Origin of the sequence: Pseudomonas sp. VA159-2 (assembly GCF_024126635.1) — a bacterium.
Lineage (GTDB): Bacteria > Pseudomonadota > Gammaproteobacteria > Pseudomonadales > Pseudomonadaceae > Aquipseudomonas > Aquipseudomonas muyukensis.
The window spans coordinates 250,925-273,002 of record NZ_JAMYBV010000001.1; the positions used below are offsets into that span (position 1 = coordinate 250,925).

General features: G+C 59.7%; 21 protein-coding genes, 1 other RNA gene and 1 pseudogene. 16 read left to right on the forward strand and 7 right to left on the reverse strand.

The window, feature by feature from the left end; genetic code table 11:
* Positions 1 to 129: 129 nt before the first annotated feature.
* Positions 130 to 1,497, reverse strand: a complete 1,368-nt coding sequence (gene radA, locus NJG22_RS01090) for a DNA repair protein RadA (RefSeq protein WP_217850366.1) — start codon at positions 1,495 to 1,497, stop codon at positions 130 to 132.
* Positions 1,498 to 1,675: 178 nt separating this feature from the next.
* Between radA and mscL the strand changes: the two genes are divergently transcribed.
* Positions 1,676 to 2,089 carry a large-conductance mechanosensitive channel protein MscL gene (gene mscL / locus NJG22_RS01095; RefSeq protein WP_217850368.1) on the forward strand — a complete coding sequence of 138 codons (414 nt, stop codon included), beginning with the start codon at positions 1,676 to 1,678 and terminating at the stop codon, positions 2,087 to 2,089.
* An 87-nt stretch (positions 2,090 to 2,176) separates the two neighbouring features.
* Here the strand turns inward: mscL and fur are convergent, their stop codons facing one another.
* The gene (fur, locus tag NJG22_RS01100; protein ID WP_134692394.1) at positions 2,177 to 2,581 is read right to left on the reverse strand and encodes a ferric iron uptake transcriptional regulator; all 405 of its coding nucleotides are present in this window, start codon (positions 2,579 to 2,581) and stop codon (positions 2,177 to 2,179) included.
* A gap of 97 nt (positions 2,582 to 2,678) precedes the next feature.
* Here fur and bamE point away from each other — a divergent pair, with 97 nt between their 5' ends.
* Positions 2,679 to 3,194 (forward strand): outer membrane protein assembly factor BamE, encoded by a 516-nt coding sequence (gene bamE / locus NJG22_RS01105; protein WP_134692392.1) that lies wholly within the window; start codon positions 2,679 to 2,681, stop codon positions 3,192 to 3,194.
* Between the two features lie 58 nt (positions 3,195 to 3,252).
* Here bamE and NJG22_RS01110 read toward each other — a convergent pair whose 3' ends face one another.
* Together NJG22_RS01110 and NJG22_RS01115 are read right to left on the reverse strand one after the other, a co-directional pair.
* On the reverse strand, positions 3,253 to 3,561 hold the full coding sequence (locus NJG22_RS01110; protein ID WP_253091848.1) for an RnfH family protein: 309 nt from the start codon (positions 3,559 to 3,561) through the stop codon (positions 3,253 to 3,255).
* Positions 3,554 to 3,988 (reverse strand): type II toxin-antitoxin system RatA family toxin, encoded by a 435-nt coding sequence (locus tag NJG22_RS01115; RefSeq protein WP_253091850.1) that lies wholly within the window; start codon positions 3,986 to 3,988, stop codon positions 3,554 to 3,556. Before NJG22_RS01115 ends, NJG22_RS01110 begins: the two co-directional genes overlap by 8 nt.
* Before the next feature lie 162 nt (positions 3,989 to 4,150).
* Here NJG22_RS01115 and smpB point away from each other — a divergent pair, with 162 nt between their 5' ends.
* The gene (gene smpB / locus NJG22_RS01120; RefSeq protein ID WP_011532120.1) at positions 4,151 to 4,633 is read left to right on the forward strand and encodes an SsrA-binding protein SmpB; all 483 of its coding nucleotides are present in this window, start codon (positions 4,151 to 4,153) and stop codon (positions 4,631 to 4,633) included.
* A 438-nt stretch (positions 4,634 to 5,071) separates the two neighbouring features.
* On the opposite strand, the gene NJG22_RS01125 is transcribed toward smpB, so the two are convergent.
* The gene (locus NJG22_RS01125) at positions 5,072 to 5,839 is read right to left on the reverse strand and encodes an FCD domain-containing protein (protein WP_253091852.1); all 768 of its coding nucleotides are present in this window, start codon (positions 5,837 to 5,839) and stop codon (positions 5,072 to 5,074) included.
* Positions 5,840 to 6,097: 258 nt separating this feature from the next.
* Here NJG22_RS01125 and NJG22_RS01130 point away from each other — a divergent pair, with 258 nt between their 5' ends.
* From NJG22_RS01130 to ssrA, 7 genes are all read left to right on the forward strand, one after another.
* Complete coding sequence (locus NJG22_RS01130) at positions 6,098 to 7,768, forward strand: lactate permease LctP family transporter (RefSeq protein ID WP_253091853.1); 1,671 nt, start codon at positions 6,098 to 6,100, stop codon at positions 7,766 to 7,768.
* Between the two features lie 63 nt (positions 7,769 to 7,831).
* A complete protein-coding gene (lldD, locus tag NJG22_RS01135; protein ID WP_253091855.1) occupies positions 7,832 to 8,977 on the forward strand; it encodes an FMN-dependent L-lactate dehydrogenase LldD in 1,146 nt (381 codons plus the stop codon).
* 75 nt (positions 8,978 to 9,052) lie between these two features.
* On the forward strand, positions 9,053 to 11,863 hold the full coding sequence (locus NJG22_RS01140) for an FAD-binding and (Fe-S)-binding domain-containing protein (RefSeq protein ID WP_253091858.1): 2,811 nt from the start codon (positions 9,053 to 9,055) through the stop codon (positions 11,861 to 11,863).
* Between the two features lie 198 nt (positions 11,864 to 12,061).
* The gene (locus NJG22_RS01145; protein ID WP_253091860.1) at positions 12,062 to 12,559 is read left to right on the forward strand and encodes a hypothetical protein; all 498 of its coding nucleotides are present in this window, start codon (positions 12,062 to 12,064) and stop codon (positions 12,557 to 12,559) included.
* Positions 12,560 to 12,566: 7 nt separating this feature from the next.
* On the forward strand, positions 12,567 to 12,815 hold the full coding sequence (locus NJG22_RS01150; RefSeq protein WP_253091862.1) for a hypothetical protein: 249 nt from the start codon (positions 12,567 to 12,569) through the stop codon (positions 12,813 to 12,815).
* 156 nt (positions 12,816 to 12,971) lie between these two features.
* Positions 12,972 to 13,265 carry a hypothetical protein gene (locus tag NJG22_RS01155; protein WP_253091864.1) on the forward strand — a complete coding sequence of 98 codons (294 nt, stop codon included), beginning with the start codon at positions 12,972 to 12,974 and terminating at the stop codon, positions 13,263 to 13,265.
* Positions 13,266 to 13,361: 96 nt separating this feature from the next.
* Positions 13,362 to 13,753, forward strand: a transfer-messenger RNA (tmRNA) gene (gene ssrA / locus NJG22_RS01160).
* A gap of 146 nt (positions 13,754 to 13,899) precedes the next feature.
* On the opposite strand, the gene NJG22_RS01165 is transcribed toward ssrA, so the two are convergent.
* A complete protein-coding gene (locus NJG22_RS01165; protein WP_217850384.1) occupies positions 13,900 to 14,121 on the reverse strand; it encodes a hypothetical protein in 222 nt (73 codons plus the stop codon).
* 557 nt (positions 14,122 to 14,678) lie between these two features.
* Here NJG22_RS01165 and NJG22_RS01170 point away from each other — a divergent pair.
* Positions 14,679 to 14,915: pseudogene (locus tag NJG22_RS01170) on the forward strand (hypothetical protein); the annotation flags it as partial.
* A 111-nt stretch (positions 14,916 to 15,026) separates the two neighbouring features.
* On the opposite strand, the gene dcm reads toward NJG22_RS01170, so the two are convergent.
* A complete protein-coding gene (gene dcm, locus NJG22_RS01175; protein WP_253091866.1) occupies positions 15,027 to 16,421 on the reverse strand; it encodes a DNA (cytosine-5-)-methyltransferase in 1,395 nt (464 codons plus the stop codon).
* A gap of 233 nt (positions 16,422 to 16,654) precedes the next feature.
* Here dcm and NJG22_RS01180 point away from each other — a divergent pair, with 233 nt between their 5' ends.
* The 5 genes from NJG22_RS01180 to NJG22_RS01200 all read left to right on the forward strand — a co-directional run bounded on the left by NJG22_RS01180 (position 16,655) and on the right by NJG22_RS01200 (position 21,955).
* Positions 16,655 to 17,077, forward strand: coding sequence for a very short patch repair endonuclease (locus tag NJG22_RS01180; RefSeq protein WP_253091868.1), 423 nt, complete (start codon positions 16,655 to 16,657; stop codon positions 17,075 to 17,077).
* A 176-nt stretch (positions 17,078 to 17,253) separates the two neighbouring features.
* Positions 17,254 to 18,882 (forward strand): ATP-binding protein, encoded by a 1,629-nt coding sequence (locus NJG22_RS01185; RefSeq protein WP_253091870.1) that lies wholly within the window; start codon positions 17,254 to 17,256, stop codon positions 18,880 to 18,882.
* Between the two features lies 1 nt (position 18,883).
* Entirely contained in the window at positions 18,884 to 19,708 is an 825-nt protein-coding gene (locus NJG22_RS01190) for an HNH endonuclease (RefSeq protein ID WP_253091872.1), read from the forward strand.
* Positions 19,701 to 21,521, forward strand: a complete 1,821-nt coding sequence (locus NJG22_RS01195) for a DEAD/DEAH box helicase (RefSeq protein ID WP_253091874.1) — start codon at positions 19,701 to 19,703, stop codon at positions 21,519 to 21,521. Before NJG22_RS01190 ends, NJG22_RS01195 begins: the two co-directional genes overlap by 8 nt.
* On the forward strand, positions 21,518 to 21,955 hold the full coding sequence (locus NJG22_RS01200; protein ID WP_253091876.1) for an EcoRII N-terminal effector-binding domain-containing protein: 438 nt from the start codon (positions 21,518 to 21,520) through the stop codon (positions 21,953 to 21,955). Before NJG22_RS01195 ends, NJG22_RS01200 begins: the two co-directional genes overlap by 4 nt.
* The last annotated feature ends 123 nt before the right edge of the window (positions 21,956 to 22,078 follow it).

The following is a 22,078-nucleotide window of genomic DNA, read 5'->3' on the forward strand; positions in this document are numbered from 1 at the left end:
TCGTCGGCTCCCTTTTTTCATGGCATTGTCCGCCGCAGGAGCCGGCCCTGGCGGCGAACACCAGCGCAGCCGGGGCGATCCATTGCGTCGCCTGCTTCAGGCGCCTACGACAAAGGTGTGCTGGACGAACTACTCGAACAAGGCATCCAGCGCCTGCTCCAGGCGGGTCACGGCGATCACCTGCAAGCCGGCGGGCGACTCCTTGGGCGCGTTGCCCTTGGGCACGATGGCGCGCTTGAAGCCATGCTTGGCGGCTTCCTTCAGGCGCTCCTGGCCGCTGGGCACCGGGCGCACCTCGCCCGACAGGCCGATCTCGCCGAACACCAGCAGGCCGTGGGCCAGCGGGCGGTTGCGCAGGCTCGACATCACCGCCGCCAGCAGCGCCAGGTCTGAGGCGGTCTCCAGCACCTTGACCCCGCCGACCACGTTGAGGAACACGTCCTGGTCGTGGGTCGGGATGCCGCCGTGGCGGTGCAGCACCGCCAGCAACATGGCCAGGCGGTTCTGGTCCAGGCCCAGGGTGACCCGTCGCGGGTTGGCCAGGTGGCTGTCGTCGACCAGCGCCTGGACCTCCACCAGCATCGGCCGGGTGCCTTCCCAGGTGGCCATGACCACGCTGCCGGGCACTTCTTCCTGGGTGCGGTTGAGGAAGATCGCCGAGGGGTTGGACACCTCCTTCAGGCCTCGGTCGGTCATGCCGAACACGCCCAGTTCGTTGACCGCGCCGAAGCGGTTCTTCACCGCCCGCAACAGGCGCAGGCGGCCATCGGACTCGCCCTCGAAATACAGCACGGTGTCGACCATGTGCTCGAGCACCCGCGGGCCGGCCAGCGAGCCTTCCTTGGTGACATGGCCGACCAGGAAGATCGCCGTGCCGCTCTGCTTGGCGTAGCGCACCAGCAGCGCGGTGCTCTCGCGCACCTGGGCCACCCCGCCCGGCGCCGATTGCAGTTGCTCGGTGAAGATGGTCTGGATCGAGTCGATCACCATCACCCGCGGTTTTTCCTGGCGGGCGGTGGCGATGATGGTCTCGATGCAGGTTTCGGTCATGACCTTGAGCTGGTCCTGGGGCAGGCCCAGGCGGCGCGAGCGCATGGCCACCTGCTGCTGCGACTCTTCGCCGGTGACGTACAGCGCCGGCATGTGCACGGCGATGTTGCACAGGGTCTGCAGCAGGATGGTCGACTTGCCGATGCCGGGGTCGCCGCCGATCAGCACCACCGAGCCATCCACCAGGCCGCCGCCGAGCACGCGGTCGAGCTCGGTGCTGCTGGTGGTGAAGCGCGGGATCTCCTCGACGCTGACCTCGGCCAGGGTCTTGATCTGCGCCTGCTGCCCGGTCCAGCCGGCCCGCCCGCTGGGTGCCGCGGCGCCGCCGCTTTCGATCATGGTCTCGACCAGGGTGTTCCAGGCCCCGCACTCGCCGCACTGGCCTGCCCATTTGGGGAAGGTCGCGCCACACTCGGTGCAGCCATACAAACGCTTGGCCTTGGCCATGGGCGGGGTCTCCTGGAAAAAACCGCCATGATAGCCGAACGCGGACGTGTCCCGGAGCCGTTAGCGAGCGACAAAACTATTCGTTCTAAGTGAAGTCTGTAGCTGCGAACGTCACGCATGAAGCGTTTTAGTGGCTTACACTGCGTTTACCTCTCCATTCGTAACAAAGGAATACAGCATGGGCATGCTCAGTGAATTCAAGGCCTTCGCGGTCAAGGGAAATGTCGTCGACATGGCGGTGGGTATCATCATCGGCGCGGCCTTCGGCAAGATCGTCTCGTCGTTCGTCGGCGACGTGATCATGCCGCCGATCGGCATGCTCATCGGCGGGGTCGACTTCAGCGACCTGGCCATCACCCTCAAGGCCGCCGAGGGCGATGTGCCGGCGGTGGTCCTGGCCTATGGCAAGTTCATCCAGACCATCCTCGACTTCATCATCGTCGCCTTTGCCATCTTCATGGGCGTGAAGGCGATCAACCGCCTCAAGCGCGAAGAGGCCGTGGCCCCGAGCGCGCCGCCGGTGCCGAGCGCCGAAGAAACCCTGCTGACGGAAATTCGCGACCTGCTCAAGGCGCAGAATCGCCAGCCCTGAGGCGCAGGCCGGGTAGGCGTAGGCAGCGGCCACATAGCACAAAGGCGACCCGAGGGTCGCCTTTGTCGTCAAGCACGAGCGAAATCGTTACTTCTTTTTACGCACATACAGGACCAGATTGTGGTCCACCAGCTCGAAGCCGTGTTCGGCCACGATCTCCTTCTGGCGCCGCTCGATCTCGGCATCCATGAATTCGATGACTTCGCTGGTATCCACGTTGACCATGTGGTCGTGGTGGCCACCGTCCGCCAATTCGAATACCGCGTGGCCGCCGTCGAAGTTGTGGCGAACCACCAGACCCGCCGCTTCGAACTGGGTCAGGACGCGATACACGGTTGCCAGACCGACGTCTTCGCCAGCCTCCATCAGTGCCTTGTAGACATCCTCGGCACTCATGTGACGCTGCTCGGTGGAGTCGAGCATCTGAAGAATCTTGACCCGAGGCAGGGTTACCTTCAGGCCCGCTTTGCGCAATTCGCTATTTTCAACCATGGTCAGCTTTCTCGCCGATGCTGCTTCGCAGCTTCTCTTAATACGGGTATGATCGGGGTTTACGTTGTCCAGCCAAGATAGTGGAAGTCGCCCACCGATGCAAAACACCAAGCTCTTGCTAACCAGCCTCACCCTCGTGGGACTGCTCGCACTCGCCGGTTGCTCGTTTCCCGGGGTTTACAAAATCGACATCCAGCAGGGCAATGTCGTCACGCAGGACATGATAGACCAATTGCGCCCGGGAATGACCCGCCGGCAAGTAAGGTTTATCATGGGCAATCCGCTGCTGCAGGACACCTTCCACACCAATCGCTGGGACTACCTGTACAGCCTGCAGCCAGGCGGCGGCGAGCGTCAGCAGGAACGCATGAGCGTGTTCTTCAACGACAGCGACCAACTGGTCAACCTGTCCGGCGACTTCATGCCGGGCGTCAGCCGCGACCAGGAAATCCTCGGTGGCAGCAGCGACACCACCGTCAGCCCGAACCAGCAGCCGAGCCAGGAAAAACCGGCCAAGGCAGGTTCGCTGGAAGATACCCTGCAAAAAGAAATCGACAACGTCGAGACCACCCCGGTGCCGACCCCAGCACCGCTGGAAACCGCCCCGCAGTAAAGGCGGCCGACGAAAAAGCCCGGACCAGGTCCGGGCTTTTTATTGCCTGCAACAAGCGTCAGCCTTCGCGCGCGCCCCTGGCCTTGGCCGCGCGCCGCTTGCGCGCCTCCAGCGGGTCGACCAGCAAGGGCCGATAAACCTCCAGCCGCTCCCCCGCCTGTACCTGGCGTGCCGCCGGATCACTGACCTGCTTGCCAAAGATCCCCACCGGGCAATGCGTCAGGTCCAGCCCCGGCACCTGTTCGGCCAGGCCCGACAGACGCAGCGCTGCGCTCACCGAGGTCCCCGCCGGCACTTCGCAGGCCAGCAGCCACTGGCGCTCGGCCGTGGCATAGACCACCTCGATGGCGATGGCCGCCTCAGCCATAGAGCTGCTTGGCGCGCTGGCAGAAGGCATCGACCATGGTGTTGGCCGCCTGGTTGAACAGCGGCCCCAGGGTCGCGCGCACCAGCGCGCCGGCGTAGTCGAACGACAGGTCCAGGCTGATCTTGCAGGCTTTCTCGCCCAATGGCTTGAACACCCACAGCCCGTGCAGCTGGGTGAAAGGCCCCTCTTCGAGGTTCATCTCGATCGACTGCCCCCGCACCAGCACGTTGCGCGTGACGAACTGCTGGCTCATGCCACCCTTGGCCACCTCGAGCTTCGCGCGCATGTGGGTGTCGCTGGCCTCGATCACCGTCGAGGCCGAACACCAGGGCAGGAAGTCCGGGTAGCCGGCCACATCGTTGACCAGGTCGTAGAGCGCCTGGGCAGGGTATGGCAGCAGGGCGGAGCGTTGAATATGGGTAGTCATCCAGGCGTCACTTCCAAACGGGGCGGCGGCGCACGACAGCGCCGTGAAAAACCGTTCCGCGCGGCGGAACGAGGCCTGTATTGTCCGGGATTCACCGAACAGGCTCAAGCGCACCTAAACCCCATAGCCGAGCACGCACTGACTGCCTATAATGCCGCCCCTATGGCTAAGCAAAAGAAACATCCGACCGGGACCATCGCGCAGAACAAGAAGGCGCGACACGATTACTTCATCGAACACAAGTTCGAGGCCGGGCTGGTCCTGTCCGGCTGGGAAGTAAAGAGCCTGCGGGCCGGCAAGGCGCACCTGACCGACAGCTACGTGCTGCTCAAGGATGGCGAAGCCTGGCTGTTCGGCAGCCACATCACCCCGCTGACCACCGCCAGCACTCACGTCATCGCCGACCCGATCCGCACCCGCAAGCTGCTGCTGAACAAGCGCGAGCTCGAGCGCCTGGAAGCGGCCGTGGCGCAGAAGGGCTACACCTGCGTGGCGATGTCGCTGTACTGGAGCAAGCACCTGATCAAGTGCGAAATCGCGCTGGGCAAGGGCAAGAAGGAGTTCGACAAGCGCGACACCGTGCGCGAGCGCGACTCCAACCGCGAGCTGCAGCGCACCATGCGCAACAAGGGCAAGGAAGAGTAACGCCCAGCTTGCCCGGTCGCTTCGCCCGTGCCACCCGCGGGGCCTCTTGCAGTGCATGCCGCCGGCCTGAAGCCCCACGCGCCCCCTTGTGGGAGCGGCCTTGTGTCGCGAAAAGGGCGCGCAGCGGCCTCGGGGTCTTTGCATCATGCAGGATCGCCGGGGCTGCTGCGCAGCCCTTTCGCGACACAAGGTCGCAACAAGCGAGCGTCAGCGCCCGCTGCGCCGTTCCGCCCGTACCACCCGCTGAACTTCCTGCAGTGCATGCCGCCGGCCTGAAGCCCCACGCATCCCCTTGTAGGAGCGGCCTTGTGTCGCGAAAAGGGCGCGCAGCGGCCTCGGGGTCTTTGCATCATGCCGGATCGCCGGGGCTGCTGCGCAGCCCTTTCGCGACACAAGGCCGCTCCTACACAAAGCGGCGCAGGCCGCCGCAAGCGAGCGTCAGCGCCCGCTGCGCCGCTCCGCCCGTGCCACCCGCTGGGCCTCTTGCTGCGCCTCCTGCAACACCTCCTGCACGTAAAGGATATGTCGGCTCGACACCTCCCGCGCATCGTCCGCCCGCCCCTCGACAATCGCCAGGTACAACTCGCGATGCTGGCTGATCAGCATGTCGCGGGTCTCGCTGCGCTGCTGGTACATGCCGCCGATATTGGTCACCACGTTGCGCTTGAGCAGGTCGAACAACCCGCGGATGGTGTGCAGCAACACCGCGTTGTGGCTGGCCTCGGCAATGGCCAGGTGGAAGCGCGCATCGGCCGCGCCCTCCTCTGCCCGGCTGACTTCGTCGACCCGGTTGTAGCAATCCTGCAGCGCGTCGAACGCGGCCTTCAAACGCTGGCGATCGGGCTCGGTGGCGCGCTGCGCGGCGTAATAGGCGCAGGACGCCTCCAGGGTATGACGAAACTCCAGCAGGTCGCGCTGCGCCTCGGGGCTGCCTTCGAGCAGCTTGAGCAGCGGGTCGCTGAAGGTCGAGCCCAGCGACTCGGCCACATAGTTGCCACCGCCCTGGCGGCTGACCAGCAACCCCTTGGCCACCAGCTTCTGGATCGCCTCGCGCAGCGACGGGCGGGACACGCCGAACTGCTCGGCCAGGGCACGCTCGGCCGGCAGGCGCTGGCCTGAGGTGAGGGTGCCCTCGAGAATCATCCCTTCCAACCGATCGACGATGTCGTCGGACAGGCGCCGCTGGCGGACCTGATCAAAAACCATCACATGCTCTCCACGAACCCGGGGTGCAGATCCGGGGGCCGCCTATTCTGCGCCTATCGCGCCCAGGCCGACACCCATCAGATGGCGATTTTCAGCACCGCGCAGAGGCCCGCTCATCGGTATCCGCGCAAAGTTTTCCCCAGGACAAATTGACACACCCGCAATGACGCTCTTAACCTAGCGACCAGCCATTGTAAATTGGTCTTACCAATTATCCAATGCCAGTGCCTGACCAACAACAATTAGGGGCCACCCCATATGCAAACCTGGCAACAATTCTATAGCCCGCTTGGTAGTCTTGGCCTGTCCGCACTGGCGGCGGTCATCCCCATCGTGTTCTTCTTCCTCGCCCTCGCCGTGTTCCGCCTCAAAGGCCACGTCGCCGGCAGCATCACCCTGGCGCTGTCGATCCTGGTGGCCATCTTCGCCTTCCAGATGCCGGTCGACATGGCCCTGGCCGCCGCCGGCTACGGCTTCCTCTACGGCCTGTGGCCGATCGCCTGGATCATCGTCGCCGCGGTGTTCCTCTACAAACTCACGGTCAAGAGCGGCCAGTTCGAAGTGATCCGCAGCTCGGTGCTGTCGATCACCGACGACCAGCGCCTGCAAGTGCTGCTGATCGGCTTCTGCTTCGGTGCCTTCCTCGAAGGCGCGGCCGGCTTCGGCGCCCCAGTGGCCATCACCGCCGCGCTGCTGGTGGGCCTGGGCTTCAACCCGCTGTACGCCGCCGGCCTGTGCCTGATCGCCAACACCGCGCCGGTGGCCTTCGGCGCCCTGGGCATCCCGATCATCGTCGCCGGGCAAGTCACCGGCATCGACGCCTTCCACATCGGCGCCATGACCGGCCGCCAGCTGCCGCTGCTGTCGCTGTTCGTGCCGTTCTGGCTGGTGTTCATGATGGATGGCCTGCGCGGCGTGAAAGAAACCTGGCCCGCCGCCCTGGTGGCCGGCCTGAGCTTCGCCGTCACCCAGTACTTCACCTCCAACTTCATCGGGCCGGAACTGCCGGACATCACCTCGGCCCTGGCCAGCCTGATCGCCCTGACCCTGTTCCTGAAAGTCTGGCAGCCCAAGCGCGCGTTCAGCCAGGCCCAGGGCAGCGTCGGCGCCGCCGTCGTGCAATCGAGCGGCAGCCAACCGAGCCCGTACAGCTTCGGCGAGATCTTCAAGGCCTGGTCGCCGTTCCTGATCCTCACCGTGCTGGTGACCATCTGGACCCTCAAGCCATTCAAGGCGGCCTTCGCCCCAGGCGGGGCGATGTACAACTTGGTGTTCAACTTCGCCATCCCGCACCTCGACCAACTGGTGATCAAGACCGCGCCGATCGTCACCGCGCCAACCGCCATGCCGGCGGTGTTCAAGCTCGACCCGATCTCCGCCACCGGCACCGCGATCTTCCTCTCGGCGCTGGTCTCCATGGCAGTGCTCAAGATCAATTTCAAAACTGGTCTGACCACTTTGAAAGAGACCTTCTGGGAACTGCGCTGGCCGATCCTGTCGATCGGCATGGTGCTGGCCTTCGCCTTCGTCACCAACTACTCGGGCATGTCCTCGACCATGGCCCTGGTGCTGGCCGGCACCGGTGCGGCGTTCCCGTTCTTCTCGCCGTTCCTGGGCTGGCTGGGCGTGTTCCTGACCGGCTCGGACACCTCTTCCAACGCCCTGTTCAGCTCGCTGCAGGCCACCACCGCGCACCAGATCGGGGTCAACGACACCCTGCTGGTGGCGGCCAACACCAGCGGCGGCGTGACCGGCAAGATGATCTCGCCGCAGTCGATCGCCGTGGCCTGCGCCGCCACCGGCCTGGTGGGCAAGGAATCCGACCTGTTCCGTTTCACCGTCAAGCACAGCCTGTTCTTCGCCACCATCGTTGGCCTGATCACCCTGGTTCAGGCCTACTGGCTGACCGGCATGCTGGTTCATCACTAAAGTGAAAGGGCCCGGGCGCGAGCAGCGCCCGGGATCGTCCTTCAACCCACGCTGCGAGAATCCATGATCATTTCCGCCTCCACCGACTATCGCGCCGCGGCCCAACGCAAGCTGCCTCCGTTCCTGTTCCACTACGCCGACGGCGGCGCCTACGCCGAGCACACCCTGCGCCACAACGTCTCGGACCTGGCCAGCATCGCCCTGCGCCAGCGGGTGCTGAAGAACATGTCCGAGCTCAGCCTCCAGACCCAGCTGTTCGACGAGACCCTGAGCATGCCCGTGGCCCTGGCCCCGGTCGGCCTCACCGGCATGTACGCCCGCCGCGGCGAGGTGCAGGCCGCCCGCGCCGCCGCCACCCACGGCATCCCCTTCACCATGTCCACCGTGTCGGTCTGCCCGATCGAAGAAGTGGCCCCGGCCATCGACCGGCCGATGTGGTTCCAGCTGTACGTGCTCAAGGACCGCGGCTTCATGCGCAACGCCCTGGAGCGGGCCAAGGCCGCCGGGGTGAAGACCCTGGTGTTCACCGTCGACATGCCGGTGCCCGGCGCGCGCTACCGCGACGCCCACTCGGGCATGAGCGGCCCGAACGCGCCGCTGCGCCGCGTGTGGCAAGCCATGACCCACCCGCAATGGGCCCTGGACGTCGGCCTGCTCGGCCGCCCCCATGACCTGGGCAACATCTCCAAGTACCGCGGCAACCCCACCGGCCTGGCCGACTACATCGGCTGGCTGGGCAACAACTTCGACCCGTCCATCTCCTGGAAGGACCTGGAGTGGATTCGCGAATTCTGGGACGGACCGATGATCATCAAGGGCATCCTCGACCCCGAGGACGCCCGCGACGCGGTCAAGTTCGGCGCCGACGGCATCGTCGTCTCCAACCACGGCGGCCGCCAGCTCGACGGCGTGCTGTCCAGCGCCCGCGCGCTGCCGGCGATTGCCGATGCGGTCAAGGGTGATATCAAGATCCTCGCCGACTCCGGCATCCGCAACGGCCTCGACGTGGTGCGCATGGTCGCCCTGGGCGCCGACACGGTGCTGATCGGCCGCGCCTTCCTCTATGCCCTGGCCACCCATGGCGAGGCCGGGGTGAAGAACCTGCTGGAGCTGTTCGAGAAAGAAATGCGCGTGGCCATGGTGCTGACCGGCGCCAAGTCGATCAGCGAGATCAGCCGCGACTCGCTGGTCCGCGAACTGGGCGCCTGAGCGCCCGCCCCCGATACCGCCTGATTGCCCGGGGCACGCCGCGCGCCAGACGCCGCGGCCCCACGAGGAGACTGCATGAGCCTGCCCGCCGCGTTCCTGCGTGATGCCGAGCGCCTGATCCCCGCCGAACGCCGCTTCGACGACCCCACCTCGACCCTGGCCTTCGGCACCGACGCCAGCTTCTACCGGCTGATTCCCAAGCTGGTGGTGCGTGTCGAGTCCGAGGACGAAGTGGTCGAACTGCTCAAGCTGGCCCAGCGCGATCGCGTGCCGGTGACCTTCCGCGCCGCCGGCACCAGCCTGTCCGGCCAGGCCATCAGCGACTCGGTGCTGATCGTGCTCGGCGATAACTGGGGCGGCAAGGAAATCCGCCGCCAGGGCCAGCAGATCCGCCTGCAGCCCGGCGTGATCGGCGCCCAGGCCAACGCCTGGCTGGCCCCGTACGGGCGCAAGATCGGCCCCGACCCGGCCTCGATCAACGCCTGCAAGATCGGCGGCATCGTCGCCAACAACGCCAGCGGCATGTGCTGCGGCACCGCGCAGAACACCTACCACACCCTGGCCGGCCTGCGCCTGGTGCTGGCCGACGGCACCCGCCTGGACAGCGAAGACCCGGCCAGCGTCGCCGCCTTCGAAACCTCCCACGCCGAGCTGCTCGAGTCCCTCGCCCGCCTGGGCCGGGAAACCCGCGCCAACAGCGACCTTGCCGAGCGCATCCGGCACAAGTACCGACTGAAGAACACCACCGGCCTGTCGCTCAACGCCCTGGTGGACTACGACCAGCCGCTGGATATCCTCCAGCACCTGCTGGTCGGCTCCGAAGGCACCCTGGGCTTCATCAGCGCGGTCACCTACGACACCGTGCCCGACCACCCGCACAAGGCCAGCGCGCTGCTGGTGTTCCCCAGCGTCGAGAGCTGCTGCCGCGCCGTGACCGTGCTCAAGCGCCAGCCGGTGTCGGCGGTGGAACTGCTCGACCGCCGCAGCCTGCGCTCGGTGCAGGCCATGCCGGGCATGCCCGGCTGGGTCAAGGACCTGTCGGCCAACGCCTGCGCCCTGCTGATCGAGTGCCGCGCGGCCAGCCAGAGCCTGCTGCACGAACAGCTCGCGCAGGTGATGGCCGCGATCGGCGACTACCCGCTGGAGCAGCAGGTCGCGTTCAGCGAAGACCCGGCGGTGTACAACCAGCTGTGGAAAATCCGCAAGGACACCTTCCCCGCCGTCGGCGCCGTGCGCCAGACCGGCACCACGGTGATCATCGAGGACGTCACCTTCCCCATCGAGCAACTGGCCGAAGGCGTCAACCGCCTGATCCAGCTGTTCGACAAGCACCGCTACGACGAGGCGATCATTTTCGGCCACGCGCTGGAAGGCAACCTGCACTTCGTCTTCACCCAGGGCTTCAACAGTGCCGAGGAAGTGGCCCGCTACCAGGCCTTCATGGACGACGTCGCGCAACTGGTGGCGGTGGAGTTCGGCGGCTCGCTCAAGGCCGAGCACGGCACCGGGCGCAACATGGCGCCGTTCGTGGAGCTGGAGTGGGGCCACGATGCCTACCAGCTGATGTGGCAGCTCAAGCGCCTGCTCGACCCCAACGGCATCCTCAACCCCGACGTGGTGCTGAGCGAAGATCCCGACATCCACCTGAAAAACCTCAAGCCGCTGCCCGCCGCCGACGAGATCGTCGACAAGTGCATCGAGTGCGGTTTCTGCGAACCGGTGTGCCCATCCAAGGGCCTGACCCTCAGCCCACGCCAGCGCATCGTCATGTGGCGCGACATCCAGGCCAAGCAACGCGCCGGCCTGGACACCCGCGAACTGCTGCAAACCTACCAGTACCAAGGCATCGACACCTGCGCCGCCACCGGCCTGTGCGCCCAGCGCTGCCCGGTGGGCATCAACACCGGCGAGTTGGTGAAGAAGCTGCGCGCCCAGGCCGCCGACCACGCCAAGGCCGCCGACTGGCTGGCCGAGCATTTCCACACCACCCTGCGCGGCGCGCGCTTCACCCTCAGCGCCGCCAACACCGCCCGCAAGCTGCTCGGCGCGCCACGCCTCGGGCGCCTCAGTACCACACTGAGCAAGGCCAGCAAAGGCCGCCTGCCCCAGTGGACCCCGGCCATGCCCCAGCCGTTGCGCACGCTGGACTTAGGCCCGGCGAGCAACGACGCCCGGCCCCGCGTGGTCTACCTCGCCGCCTGTGTTTCCCGCGTGATGGGCCCCGCCTACGCCGACCGCGAGCAAAGCTCGCTGCTCGACAAGACCCGCGCCCTGCTGGAAAAGGCCGGCTACCAGGTGGTGTTCCCCGACAACGCCGACAGCCTGTGCTGCGGCCAGCCGTTCGCCTCCAAGGGCTACCCCGAGCAAGCCGAGCACAAGCGCCAGGAGCTGATCACCGCGCTGCTGCAAGCCAGCCGCGGCGGCCTCGACCCGATCTACTGCGACACCAGCCCCTGCACCCTGCGCCTGGTGCAGGACCTGGGCGAAACCCGGCTGGACCTATACGACCCGGTGCGTTTCATCCGCACCCATCTGCTGGACAAGCTGGAGTTCACCCCCCAGGACGCCCCGGTGGCCGTGCACGTGACCTGCAGCACCCAGCACCTGGGCGAAAGCCAGGCGCTGATCGACCTGGCGCGGCGCTGCAGCAAGCAGGTGGTGATCCCCGAAGGCATCCACTGCTGCGGTTTTGCCGGCGACAAGGGCTTCACCACGCCCGAGCTCAACGCCCACTCGCTGCGCACGCTCAAGGACGCGGTGCAGTATTGCGAGGAAGGGATCTCCACCAGCCGCACCTGCGAGATCGGGCTGTCGAGCCACAGCGGCATCGACTACCACGGGCTGGTGTACCTGGTGGACCGGGTGACCCGAGCGCGCAAGGCCTGACCTTGCGCCAACCGCTTCGCCAGCGAATCTGGCTCCTACCTGCTCACGGCAGACTGTAGGAGCCGGCTTGCCGGCGAACCGCCTGCAGACGTTTCGTACCGGTCATTCAGCCCCAGCTGAATAGCCGCGCGTTCCCCCCAGTGGCATCGTTCGATGCCTCGGCTCCTGGCTCCATGGGGCCCGGCAAGGGAAGCACGCATGCAAGTCGACAAGGCCTATCAAGTCATTACCCCGCACGGCGTTGTCTTCGACGTGAACGCGTTGGTGATTGCGCCCGAGCAATGCTGTCACCTGCGTACCCTTAGCTTGCCGTTCGTGCACAAGGGGCATTATCAGGTCGTCGAGAAGGTGGCGCAGCTGTACGACAGGATGCTGCCCGGCAAACTGCCGTGCCATATGCAGGTCGCCGTGTCGCGGCCACTCAGCCGTTTGCAGGGGGATCGGTTGAATGAGCAGCGCCACGACATCTCGGACCTGTTCAGCACAGCAATGGGACAAGCGGTGAGCACACTCGTGGGCGGACCTATGGGGCTCACCGCCGGGTTGATTGCCGGCGGCGTGACAAAAACTGCGGCAAACCAATTGGCCAGAAGCCGGCTACCCACGTTTCATGCAGGTGATGTACTGGTTTTCCTCTTTGCCCGGGTGAACGGTGGCATAGGCCCACAAACATCCTCCGTACTCCTCATACTCTGACGCCACCATGAACGACCTCTATTTCCTCGCTTGCTTGATGATCGTGGGCGTCTTTCTCGACTGGGCCTTCAAATCGAGCACCATCAGATGCGTACTCTGCTTCGCGCTCATGGCCACAGGTATCACCGCCTGTACACAGCTTGGCCAACAGCAAGTGCTGTATCTGCATGGCGGGCAGTGGGCAAGCCTATGCTTGCTCGTAGGTCAACGGCTGCTTTTCAAACGATCGCGCTATTTTGGCGAAGATGATGAGTAACAACGTCCAAGGCACAAACGGAGCGGGCTTGCCCCGCGCGATACAGCCCTCGCATCGCCCCACACCGGCGCCCCCTCACGCCGATTGAACCCTCACCCACTGTCGACCGTCCACCGTTCAGGCCCACCCTCCAGAGGCCTGCACAAGGAGACTCCCATGAAAGGCACTGCGCTATCCGCCCTGTTCGCGGCCGCGACCCTGCTGGCCTCGCCTGTGTTCGCCGCCGATAACCTGTGCGCCATCAACCTGCAGAAGATCGACGACAGCATGGCCACCGTCGGCGCCACCTCCGAAGGCCTGGACAAGGCCATCACCGAACACGTCGACAAAGCCAAGGCCGCCCAGGCCGCCGGTGACAACAAGGAGTGCATCGCCATCACCAGCAAGGTGCTCGAACGCCTGGAAAAAACCGAGAAAGGCAGCGGCTCGGCCGGTGGCAGCGGCAGCTGATGCAGCGCCGGGCGGCCCGCCTGTCGACGCCGCCCGCGCAAAGGCGTATACTCCACCTCGCATCCTGTAAAAGGGACGCCAGCTAGAGCTGAGTGTGGGGCCGATTAGGATTCGACGCCGGTAGCGAAACTCTAGGTGCATGCCGAGTTGGTAACAGAACTCGTAAATCCACTGTTGCAACTTTCTATAGTTGCCAATGACGAAAACTACGAGGGCTACGCTCTCGCTGCGTAAGCAGCTGAGCCCGCTCTCCTGGTAGCTTCGGCTCCAGCAATCATCAGGGGATGCCTGTAAACCCGAAATGATTGTCATACAGAACAGGATCGTCGTGCAGCACGTTGGGGGCGAAGCGACTAAAACTTACCCAACTCGTCCAAAGCACCCTGCCCGTCGGGCGGCTGCGGATTAACTCAGTAGACACGGCTAAGCATGTAGTACCGACAGCGGAGTACTGGCGGACGGGGGTTCAAATCCCCCCGGCTCCACCAAATCCTAAAAAGAAGACGCCCTTGGGCGTCTTTTTTTGTGCCTGTCATTTAAGGCCGCAGGCTTGCAGGCCGCGCATTTTTGTCTCGCCAATCGTATCGACAAGCGAAGAGCACTAGGGCCATCAACCAGCTCAACGGTGCCGCCTTCATCCCTCCCCCTCCTTCGCCGCCTCCAGCTTGCCGAACTGCTCGCTGGCCAGCCGGCTGATGATCCGGATTGCCTGATGAATACCTGCCGTGTTGCGGAAGCTCAGTTGCGGATTGTGCTCGCACTCCAATACCTCATCATGCTGAACCAGCGCCTCGCCGAGCAGTTCGAGGGTCCAGACGTAGCTCTGGATGGAAGACAAGCGTTCACGGTCAGTCATGTGCCACCTCTCGGTTTGCGCGAGACTGGCTTTCGATTGGGAAAAAGATCAGGGATCGTGTGGCCGCAGAAGTTCGGCGGCGGGGAGCGGATGCGCGGATCCTGCTCAGAATGCGAATAAGCATGCATGAGACTCCAAGTTTGCGATTGGAGCTACCACGATCCTTCCTACGGGATTGGGTGGCAGCTGTGCATGGGGTAGGAATACCGGGAAACTTGGAACCCGGCCAGGCCGAAGCCTGCCCACACACAGCCGCCATGACATCACAGCAGGCACAAAAAAAGCGCCAGCCGTGGTGATGGGGCGCTTAGTGCGTGCGCCAAGTTTACCAGCAGGTTCCTACACCTGGTCGCAGATTTTGCTACGACCTAGGTAATGTAGCCTTGGGCAGGATCGATTCGCAACAGCTGGTGTGGAAGGAAAATTCCTGTAACCGAGAAGGAAAAAGGTTGAGCCGCTTGATGCGGTGGTTCTCCCAAGGGCGACTTGCATCCGGCCACCTCAGAGGTGATGGGTGACCTCATGGCTAAGCCTAGTGAATTCCTGAGCCATAGCTCACCCAGCAGCGCCACCTACGGCAAGCTAAGATCATGCAAGCAGCCATTCAGCTTCGATGGCAGCGAGACAATCCTTGGGTTTGGCAGCTTAAACACTTGCGATGGTTTTTCGCACAAAATCTAAGAAATCGCTCCTACAGCACACGCTATTACTACAGACTAACAACCTTGATTATCTATAAACGGCTAGGTAAGAATGATCAGATGTTCATCGATTGGCTGAACACCAAGAAATGATAGCCCCGCCACTCTCTTTCTCGCCCGTCCATCTCAGCGAGCGCACCTTATTAGATGCGAAACGCTGCGATGGGATACATAGACTTCAGACGACCTCAAACGCTTGCCGCCTCACCTTCCAATTTTTTCCTTTGCTTTCAAAATTCTTGACTTCATCATTTTTGCCACAGCCTCGAAAACAGGCACCGCCACTGAATTACCAAACTGACGGTATGCCTGAGTGTCCGAAACAGGTATAACGAAGGTGCTTTCGCCTGGTTTGTCAAAGCCCATAAGCCTGGCACATTCTTGAGGTGTCAGCCGACGGGGGCGGCTCAGACTGTTAACTTCGCTATAAAAGTCTAAGTTATCTGAGAATCCGCGATCGACCAAAATTTCCGAACCATCCTTATGATACCGTGCGGAAAGCGTACGAGCCACATCATTAGGACGAGTAAGGCCGAAGCCAAAGCCATTACCCTTTGCCTTGTGCTTTTGAGCATATTTGTACAAATACTCCCAAAGTTTAGGAGTCAGTACGTACTTGCTATCAACATTTTTATCAAGCAGATCACCGAAGGAAGGTCGCTGAACCGGCTCAAACTTCGAAATATCCTTCAGTGTGAAGCCCTGATGGACATTCAGGTCTCGCCTGAAGCCTACCAAGACGATCCGTTCTCGATGCTGAGGCAAGAACTTGACTGCATCGATGACCTTCGGATCAGCGCCTTTGGGAGCATTAACATCTGCTACTTCATAGCCCAGCTCATCTAGCGTTTCACAAATAATCCGAAAAGTATTTCCTTTGTCATGACTTTTGAGGTTCTTAACGTTCTCGAGCAGGAAAGCAGCAGGACGCTTTGCCGCAATGATTCGGGCAACATCAAAAAATAAAGTGCCCTGAGTTTCACACTCGAACCCATGCTTGCGCCCTAAAGAATTCTTTTTCGACACACCTGCAAGAGAAAACGGCTGGCAAGGGAAACCAGCAAGCAGCACATCATGATCTGGGATTTCCCGATCGATATTTCGGTAAGCCTCTTCCTCACTAACCTCCGGTTTATCCGAGAGCGTTACTGATCGAATGTCTAAATTAAAACGATGACGAGCAGGATCGCAATAGTGGTTAGCCTTATAGGTCCTGACCGCATATTTGTTCCATTCAGAAGTAAAGAGACATTCGCCCCCTACTGCCTCGAACCCCTTGCGAATTCCACCGATACCGGCAAACAAGTCGATAAAAGTGAAAGTTCTCTCCCCTTCCACCTTCCGTGGCAGCAGCTCACTCAGGCGTTTGTAGTCAATGTATGACAGCTTGGGAGACGCCTTGCCCTTATGCCAACGATTAATCGTCTCGCGACACCAATGTCCCGGGCTTGCTTCGTTAAGCACAGCAGCTAGAAAACCCTGATCATAGATCTCGAGCAGCTCCTGCAGTAACGCTCGATCGCTTCCTGCATAGTCACCGGATTGATCGGTAGCAGCAGCGCGCGGGTTTGCGCCTTGCACATCTTCAAAAAAACTCATAAGCGCTCTCTGGGTCAAATCTGTGACGACACGTCACTATTCTATCCCTTAGACCAGCAATGTGAAGCGTTTTTTACCGAGATATCCTAAGGACGCTACATCGTAGGCGGCGCCGCAGAAGCAGCCAAATCGCCAATCCCCCTTTCAGGGAGGCCTGAAAAGGAGGTGAACCTGGTGTCATAGATGGAACCGAACGTAAAATAAACAAGCTCCGCTCTGCCAATGGTAACGATATGGACACGGTCGATTCAGCAACTCGCTCCAGGATGATGTCTGGCATCCGAGGGAAGGATACCGCTCCCGAAATGCTGGTCAGACGATTCCTGCACAATCGAGGGTACCGATATCGCTTGCATCGAAAGGACCTTCCCGGGAATCCGGACATTGTGATTCCACGCCTCAAGGTATGCATTTTTGTCCATGGCTGCTTCTGGCATCGTCACCCCGGTTGCCGATATGCGACCACTCCCAAAACCCGACCTGAGTTCTGGGGTGACAAATTCCAGAAAAACATAGCTAGGGATGCTGCCAACACGCAAGCATTGGAGGCTCGCGATTGGACCGTCTTGATCGTCTGGGAATGCCAGTTGAAAAAAGATCCCGAGACGTTGTCTAGGCTGGAACACCGGCTCCAAATGATTGCCCATGCTATCTAAGGACGCGACCACTCCACAGAGGTCATCTTCCTGCCGCAGTTTGCACCAGGCGGTACCGACAAGGTTGCCTTGTGGTGGCGGAGTGCAATTATACTGACCACTTCCGAGAGTCTCGCAGAGCTCATGGCACTGGGGCTAGGGAAGCCTAGAGCCCCATAAATGCAAAGGACCCCAATGTGAGTGATTTGATAAACGAGCCAGATGCACCCCGCCTGATCTTCGGGCTTAGAGATACAGGCTACAACGTCAGGACTGCTGCCGCAGACATCATAGACAACTCCATCGCCGCCAAAGCAGACCAAATCAACGTCGAGATCACCCTACGTAGCGACGGCCGTAAGCTGGTCTACTTCGGAGACAATGGCGAAGGGATGGATGCTGATGGTGTCTACAAGGCGATGCGTTATGGGGCACCGGAACGCGACAACCCTGAGAGTCTCGGGAAGTTCGGGCTTGGGCTTAAGACTGCATCCAGCTCTGTTTGCCTCAAATACACGCTGATTTCTCGCAAAAGTCCCACCGATGAATTCGCAAAGCTCGCTTGGGATCTCGACCACGTCGCTCAGAGCGAAAAGTGGGAGATGCTCCGCGAGCCCGTCACCCCAGACGAACAGGAGATGTTCGAGGAGCTATGTGGGGAACGGGGCACGCTCTTAATATGGGAAAAATGCGATAGGATTCTGACCAGAGAATACGAAGCAGGCTCGAGCAAAGAACAGAGCGCAATTAAGCGCCTCGCGGAAAGCCTGATTAAACACCTATCCCTCGTTTATCACCGATTCCTTGACCACACTGACGAGCGCGAACGCAATATCGATATTTTCATCAATCAAATGCCGGTAGAGCCGTGGAATCCGTTTTACCCTGCACGCTCCGAGCAGGTTCTTTCAGAAAAAAAGCAAAAGTTAGTAGTAGAACTGGCTGACGGCGCCGAGGAGACGGCGACTATACGAGCGTGGATTCTGCCGCACCGCAGCGACATGACAAAAGATGAGGAAAAGACCCATGCACGCATCTCAAACCGTGCGCAGGGTTTTTACGTCTATCGTGAAGGTCGCTTGATCCAAGATGGAAGCTGGCTAGAAGTCTTTGGTGCACCAGAGCCTCATACCTCCTTGCTGCGTGTGGAGTTTGACTTCGGACATAAGCTTGACGACGCATTTCGGATCGATGTCAAAAAGTCCAGAATCCTTTTCCACCCAGATCTAGAGGACGGGCTGCGGGAGTTGCTTCAGCCAGTCTATCGTGAAGCAGGACAGCGGGCTCGTAGACAAAACCGAGAGCAAACCAATCTCAAAAATATCGACCACACCAGCGCAAACAAGAACATTGCGGAAACCGGCAGTGCTAGCAAACCACAGGTGAACTCTGTCGATCCCGCAACCCAGTCTGCGATCATTTCAAATAATCAAGGCAACAAGATCAAGCTTAAGGTACCAGTTCAGAATCATGTAAGTCCCGAAACAGTTTATGTAGACGCTGTAGAGAACATCAATACTGGAGAGCTCTGGCAACCAGCTCTCCGCAGTGCTGGAAATAGTGACCACGTCCCTGCAGTTTTGCTCAACAAGCATCATGACTTCTATCAGAAAATCTATAAACGCGCGGCCGCTAACGGTTTCGCCGTCGAAGGTATGGATCTTCTATTGTGGGCTTTTGCTGTAGCTGAGCAAAACAATACCAACGACGAGCTTGAGCCGATATTTGAGGATATTCGTAACGAAATATCCAACAACCTTCGTAAACTTCTACGAAATGTTCCCGACCCTGAGCCGGGCGACCTGATGGCTGAAGAAGAAGGCTGAGATGATCGGCGGAAAGAAAGATCTGATCCTCAGAGAGCTTGAGGAAGGGACTGGAGCTCTCATATCGGCCGCAGTCGATCTTAGTGGACTTAGGTCAGGACTTCGTATTTGGTTTGGTGACTTAGATGAAAAACACGGGCCGGTTGCAGAGCTTCGCCCATTTGGACTCAAGGGACATAGTGTAAGTCTCTTCTTTGGACGCTTCTCCGGAGAAGTCATCGGCCAGATCAAAAAGGCGTCCGTTGAAGACGTCCAATTAGCACGCGCTCTAGTGGCATCAATCCGAACTGACATCGACTTGGAGATATCGGGCCAAACGCTCACGGACTGGAAAATAACATCTGGGGATTTTCAAATTTCCGCAAAAATTCGTGACCAAGATGATCCACATAGCGATGCCAATATCATTGCGACATGTCGTGAAGTGATCGTCCCAATGATGGCTGCGATGGCGGAGCTTATTGGCTACGATGCAATCGAGGACGATTTAGGTGAGGTGCATCCGGTTTTCGAAGGCGCTATCTCGCACTCGGTTATTAAACGACGGGAAAGAAATCCTCGCAATAGACTTTTGTGCATTCGCATTCATGGAGAACGTTGCCTGGTTTGCGGCTTGGAGCCAAAGGTATCCTATGGCAAGGCAGGATCAATAATTGAAGTTCATCACCTAGAGCCTGTAGGACTTCTTTCAGAGCCTCGCCCGTATGACCCGCGCACGGATCTAGTACCACTCTGCCCTAACTGCCACAGAGCTCTACATACGAGGCGACCCATACCGTTCACCCTCGAAGAGTTAAAAGCGCTGAGGGAAAATTGCCGTGACTGATATTATCAAACTTCCTGAGACCTTCGCAGCCCTCTTAAGCAGTCTCCCTGAAAACCTGACACTCTCAGAGCGGCTTGTTGATCCTGTCATGATCATCTGTAAGACGGAGGATCGTATAGTCGCGCGCCTAGGAGGGATTCGATCGCTTCGAGGCAAGCGGTCTGTTTACTACGCTCCAAGCAATCGACATTCTTGGATACTGGATGGAAACACAATCCGACCACTTCCGAGCGACGCAGTCACTCTTTTTAACGAAGCACTGAATGACTCATCGCCCGAGAATCTTTCTTACAGTAAGGCTATTGAGCTAATTCGAACACCTAACGCAAGTTTAGAGGTGCTTGCTGATGAGATATTTCTACAATCGGGAAGAGTTGCTGCGCATAAACTTGAGGGGGAGTTTACAATCCAGGGGCTGAACGCAACGCTATTTCCTTATCAGTCGCGCGGTGTTCTCTGGATGTGGGAAACCGTTAAACATACGGGCGGACTGATTCTCGCCGATGAAATGGGGCTGGGCAAAACCCTTCAGATTATCGCATTGCTGCTAATGGCCCCACCAAAGTCCGACTCGCCTGCATTGATAATCTGTCCGACTAGCCTTATTGCCAATTGGGCGCGAGAGTTTGAACGGTTTGCAGCTGGATTGACCGTGATGATACATCGTGGTCAAAGTCGGGCAGGAATATATCGAGAACTGCAACGGACCAGTGTTGTAATCACAACATATGACACCATGGTCAACGACATCTCAATTTTTTCATCCGTCGAATGGTCTTGGCTAATTTGCGACGAAGCACAAGCAATCAAGAACCCGCAATCAAATCGCAGAAGGGCTATCGCTTCGATCCCACGCCGACGTACTGTTCCCATGACTGGTACGCCCGTTGAAAACAGTCTGGTTGATCTATGGTCTCTTGCCGACTTCGCCATACCCGGCCTACTTGGCTCTCAGCTTGACTTCGAAGCTCAATATCCGGACTGTATTGAATCGGCTCAGGCAGTGGGGCAACTCACTGATCCTATGATACTCAAACGCCGGGTAGCAGATGTAGCTGGCGATTTACCCCAGCGAATAAATATCGATTTGCCGCTCGAGCTGGACGATCTTCTGACTGAGCATTATTTAAATGTACGATCTGAAACACTAGCCAAGTACCCTACAGCAGGGGCGCTAGTGGCTACGCTTCAACTGCAACTCGTATGTGCTCACCCTTGGCTACGCCAAGTTTCCGAAGGGGACGTTGATGGTGAGGAGTCGACAATCACTCGCACAACCAAACTCCCCCTGATGACCTCAAAAATGGAGAGAACAATCTCCCTCTTAAAAGAGTCATTCGCAAACAAACGAAAAGTCATAATTTTCGCACTATTCAACCGAATCGGCGAATTAGTAAGGGAGGCGTTCTCGAGTTCGCGCAATACGTACTGGGGCTCTATTAATGGTTCTACCGCCCAACCAGATCGCCAATCAATTATCGATGACTTTACAAATCACGACGGCCCCGGATGCTTGATACTCAACCCTAAAGCGGCCGGTGCCGGTTTAAATATTACCGCAGCAACCGTGGTGATACATTTCACTCCAGTATGGAACCCGGCACTAGAAGCACAGGCGAGTGCTCGGGCCCACCGACGAGGCCAAACTCAGCCAGTCACCATTTACCGTCTTTTTTACAAAAACACAGTGGAAGAAGTTATGTTAGAACGTTCTCTTTGGAAGAGCGAGCTGGCAAATGAAAGCATCCCAGTTTCCTCCAGAGATGCAACCGACATCAGACGCGCCCTTGAAATTACTCCGGTGAAGACATGAAAACACCCATATTCCGAAAAATTTTGAGCGCTAATGACGTTGGCGCCACAGGCGCTCATCAAGCCGGCATCCTCATACCAAAATCAGAGTCGGATCTTCTTTCAATACTCCCTTCGCTTGACCCAGCGATAAAAAACCCAGATGCATGGATTGAATGTGAAGATGAAGATGGAACCATAAGGAAGTTTCGCTTTGTATATTACAACAACAAAATCCATAAATCCGGCACTAGAAATGAGTACCGAATCACTCACATGACGAAGTACTTTAACGAGACAGGAGCCCGCGAAGGCGAATCATTGGAAATATCTAAGCCTGAAAATTCCAGTCATTACAGAATTCGGATCGTACGCTCGGCAACGGCACTCGAAGCTCTTGACCAAGAGAGCGGTGTCAGAATCAAAATCAAGTCAGCATGGCGGCGCGTCCACTAAAGACATCACTATCGTAATACTTGGATATTCCATAAGTCTGATGGCGTCGTACACGATCGAATACCTTTGGGGGCCAGCATTAGTTTCCTAAGTAAGCTCAAGCTGCGCCCCTTCTGGCTTACG

Bases quoted from the DNA above. Each gene is read 5' to 3' on its own strand.
- smpB (WP_011532120.1), top strand. From the start codon at position 4,151: ATGGCTAAGCAAAAGAAACATCCGACCGGGACCATCGCGCAGAACAAG.
- bamE (WP_134692392.1), top strand. From the start codon at position 2,679: ATGCAAAACACCAAGCTCTTGCTAACCAGCCTCACCCTCGTGGGACTG.
- NJG22_RS01110 (WP_253091848.1), bottom strand. From the start codon at position 3,561: ATGGCTGAGGCGGCCATCGCCATCGAGGTGGTCTATGCCACGGCCGAG.
- mscL (WP_217850368.1), top strand. From the start codon at position 1,676: ATGGGCATGCTCAGTGAATTCAAGGCCTTCGCGGTCAAGGGAAATGTC.
- NJG22_RS01155 (WP_253091864.1), top strand. From the start codon at position 12,972: ATGAAAGGCACTGCGCTATCCGCCCTGTTCGCGGCCGCGACCCTGCTG.
- NJG22_RS01165 (WP_217850384.1), bottom strand. From the start codon at position 14,121: ATGACTGACCGTGAACGCTTGTCTTCCATCCAGAGCTACGTCTGGACC.
- NJG22_RS01150 (WP_253091862.1), top strand. From the start codon at position 12,567: ATGAACGACCTCTATTTCCTCGCTTGCTTGATGATCGTGGGCGTCTTT.
- NJG22_RS01180 (WP_253091868.1), top strand. From the start codon at position 16,655: ATGGACACGGTCGATTCAGCAACTCGCTCCAGGATGATGTCTGGCATC.
- NJG22_RS01115 (WP_253091850.1), bottom strand. From the start codon at position 3,988: ATGACTACCCATATTCAACGCTCCGCCCTGCTGCCATACCCTGCCCAG.
- NJG22_RS01130 (WP_253091853.1), top strand. From the start codon at position 6,098: ATGCAAACCTGGCAACAATTCTATAGCCCGCTTGGTAGTCTTGGCCTG.
- NJG22_RS01140 (WP_253091858.1), top strand. From the start codon at position 9,053: ATGAGCCTGCCCGCCGCGTTCCTGCGTGATGCCGAGCGCCTGATCCCC.
- NJG22_RS01145 (WP_253091860.1), top strand. From the start codon at position 12,062: ATGCAAGTCGACAAGGCCTATCAAGTCATTACCCCGCACGGCGTTGTC.
- NJG22_RS01125 (WP_253091852.1), bottom strand. From the start codon at position 5,839: ATGGTTTTTGATCAGGTCCGCCAGCGGCGCCTGTCCGACGACATCGTC.
- lldD (WP_253091855.1), top strand. From the start codon at position 7,832: ATGATCATTTCCGCCTCCACCGACTATCGCGCCGCGGCCCAACGCAAG.
- fur (WP_134692394.1), bottom strand. From the start codon at position 2,581: ATGGTTGAAAATAGCGAATTGCGCAAAGCGGGCCTGAAGGTAACCCTG.
- NJG22_RS01190 (WP_253091872.1), top strand. From the start codon at position 18,884: ATGATCGGCGGAAAGAAAGATCTGATCCTCAGAGAGCTTGAGGAAGGG.
- NJG22_RS01200 (WP_253091876.1), top strand. From the start codon at position 21,518: ATGAAAACACCCATATTCCGAAAAATTTTGAGCGCTAATGACGTTGGC.
- radA (WP_217850366.1), bottom strand. From the start codon at position 1,497: ATGGCCAAGGCCAAGCGTTTGTATGGCTGCACCGAGTGTGGCGCGACC.
- dcm (WP_253091866.1), bottom strand. From the start codon at position 16,421: ATGAGTTTTTTTGAAGATGTGCAAGGCGCAAACCCGCGCGCTGCTGCT.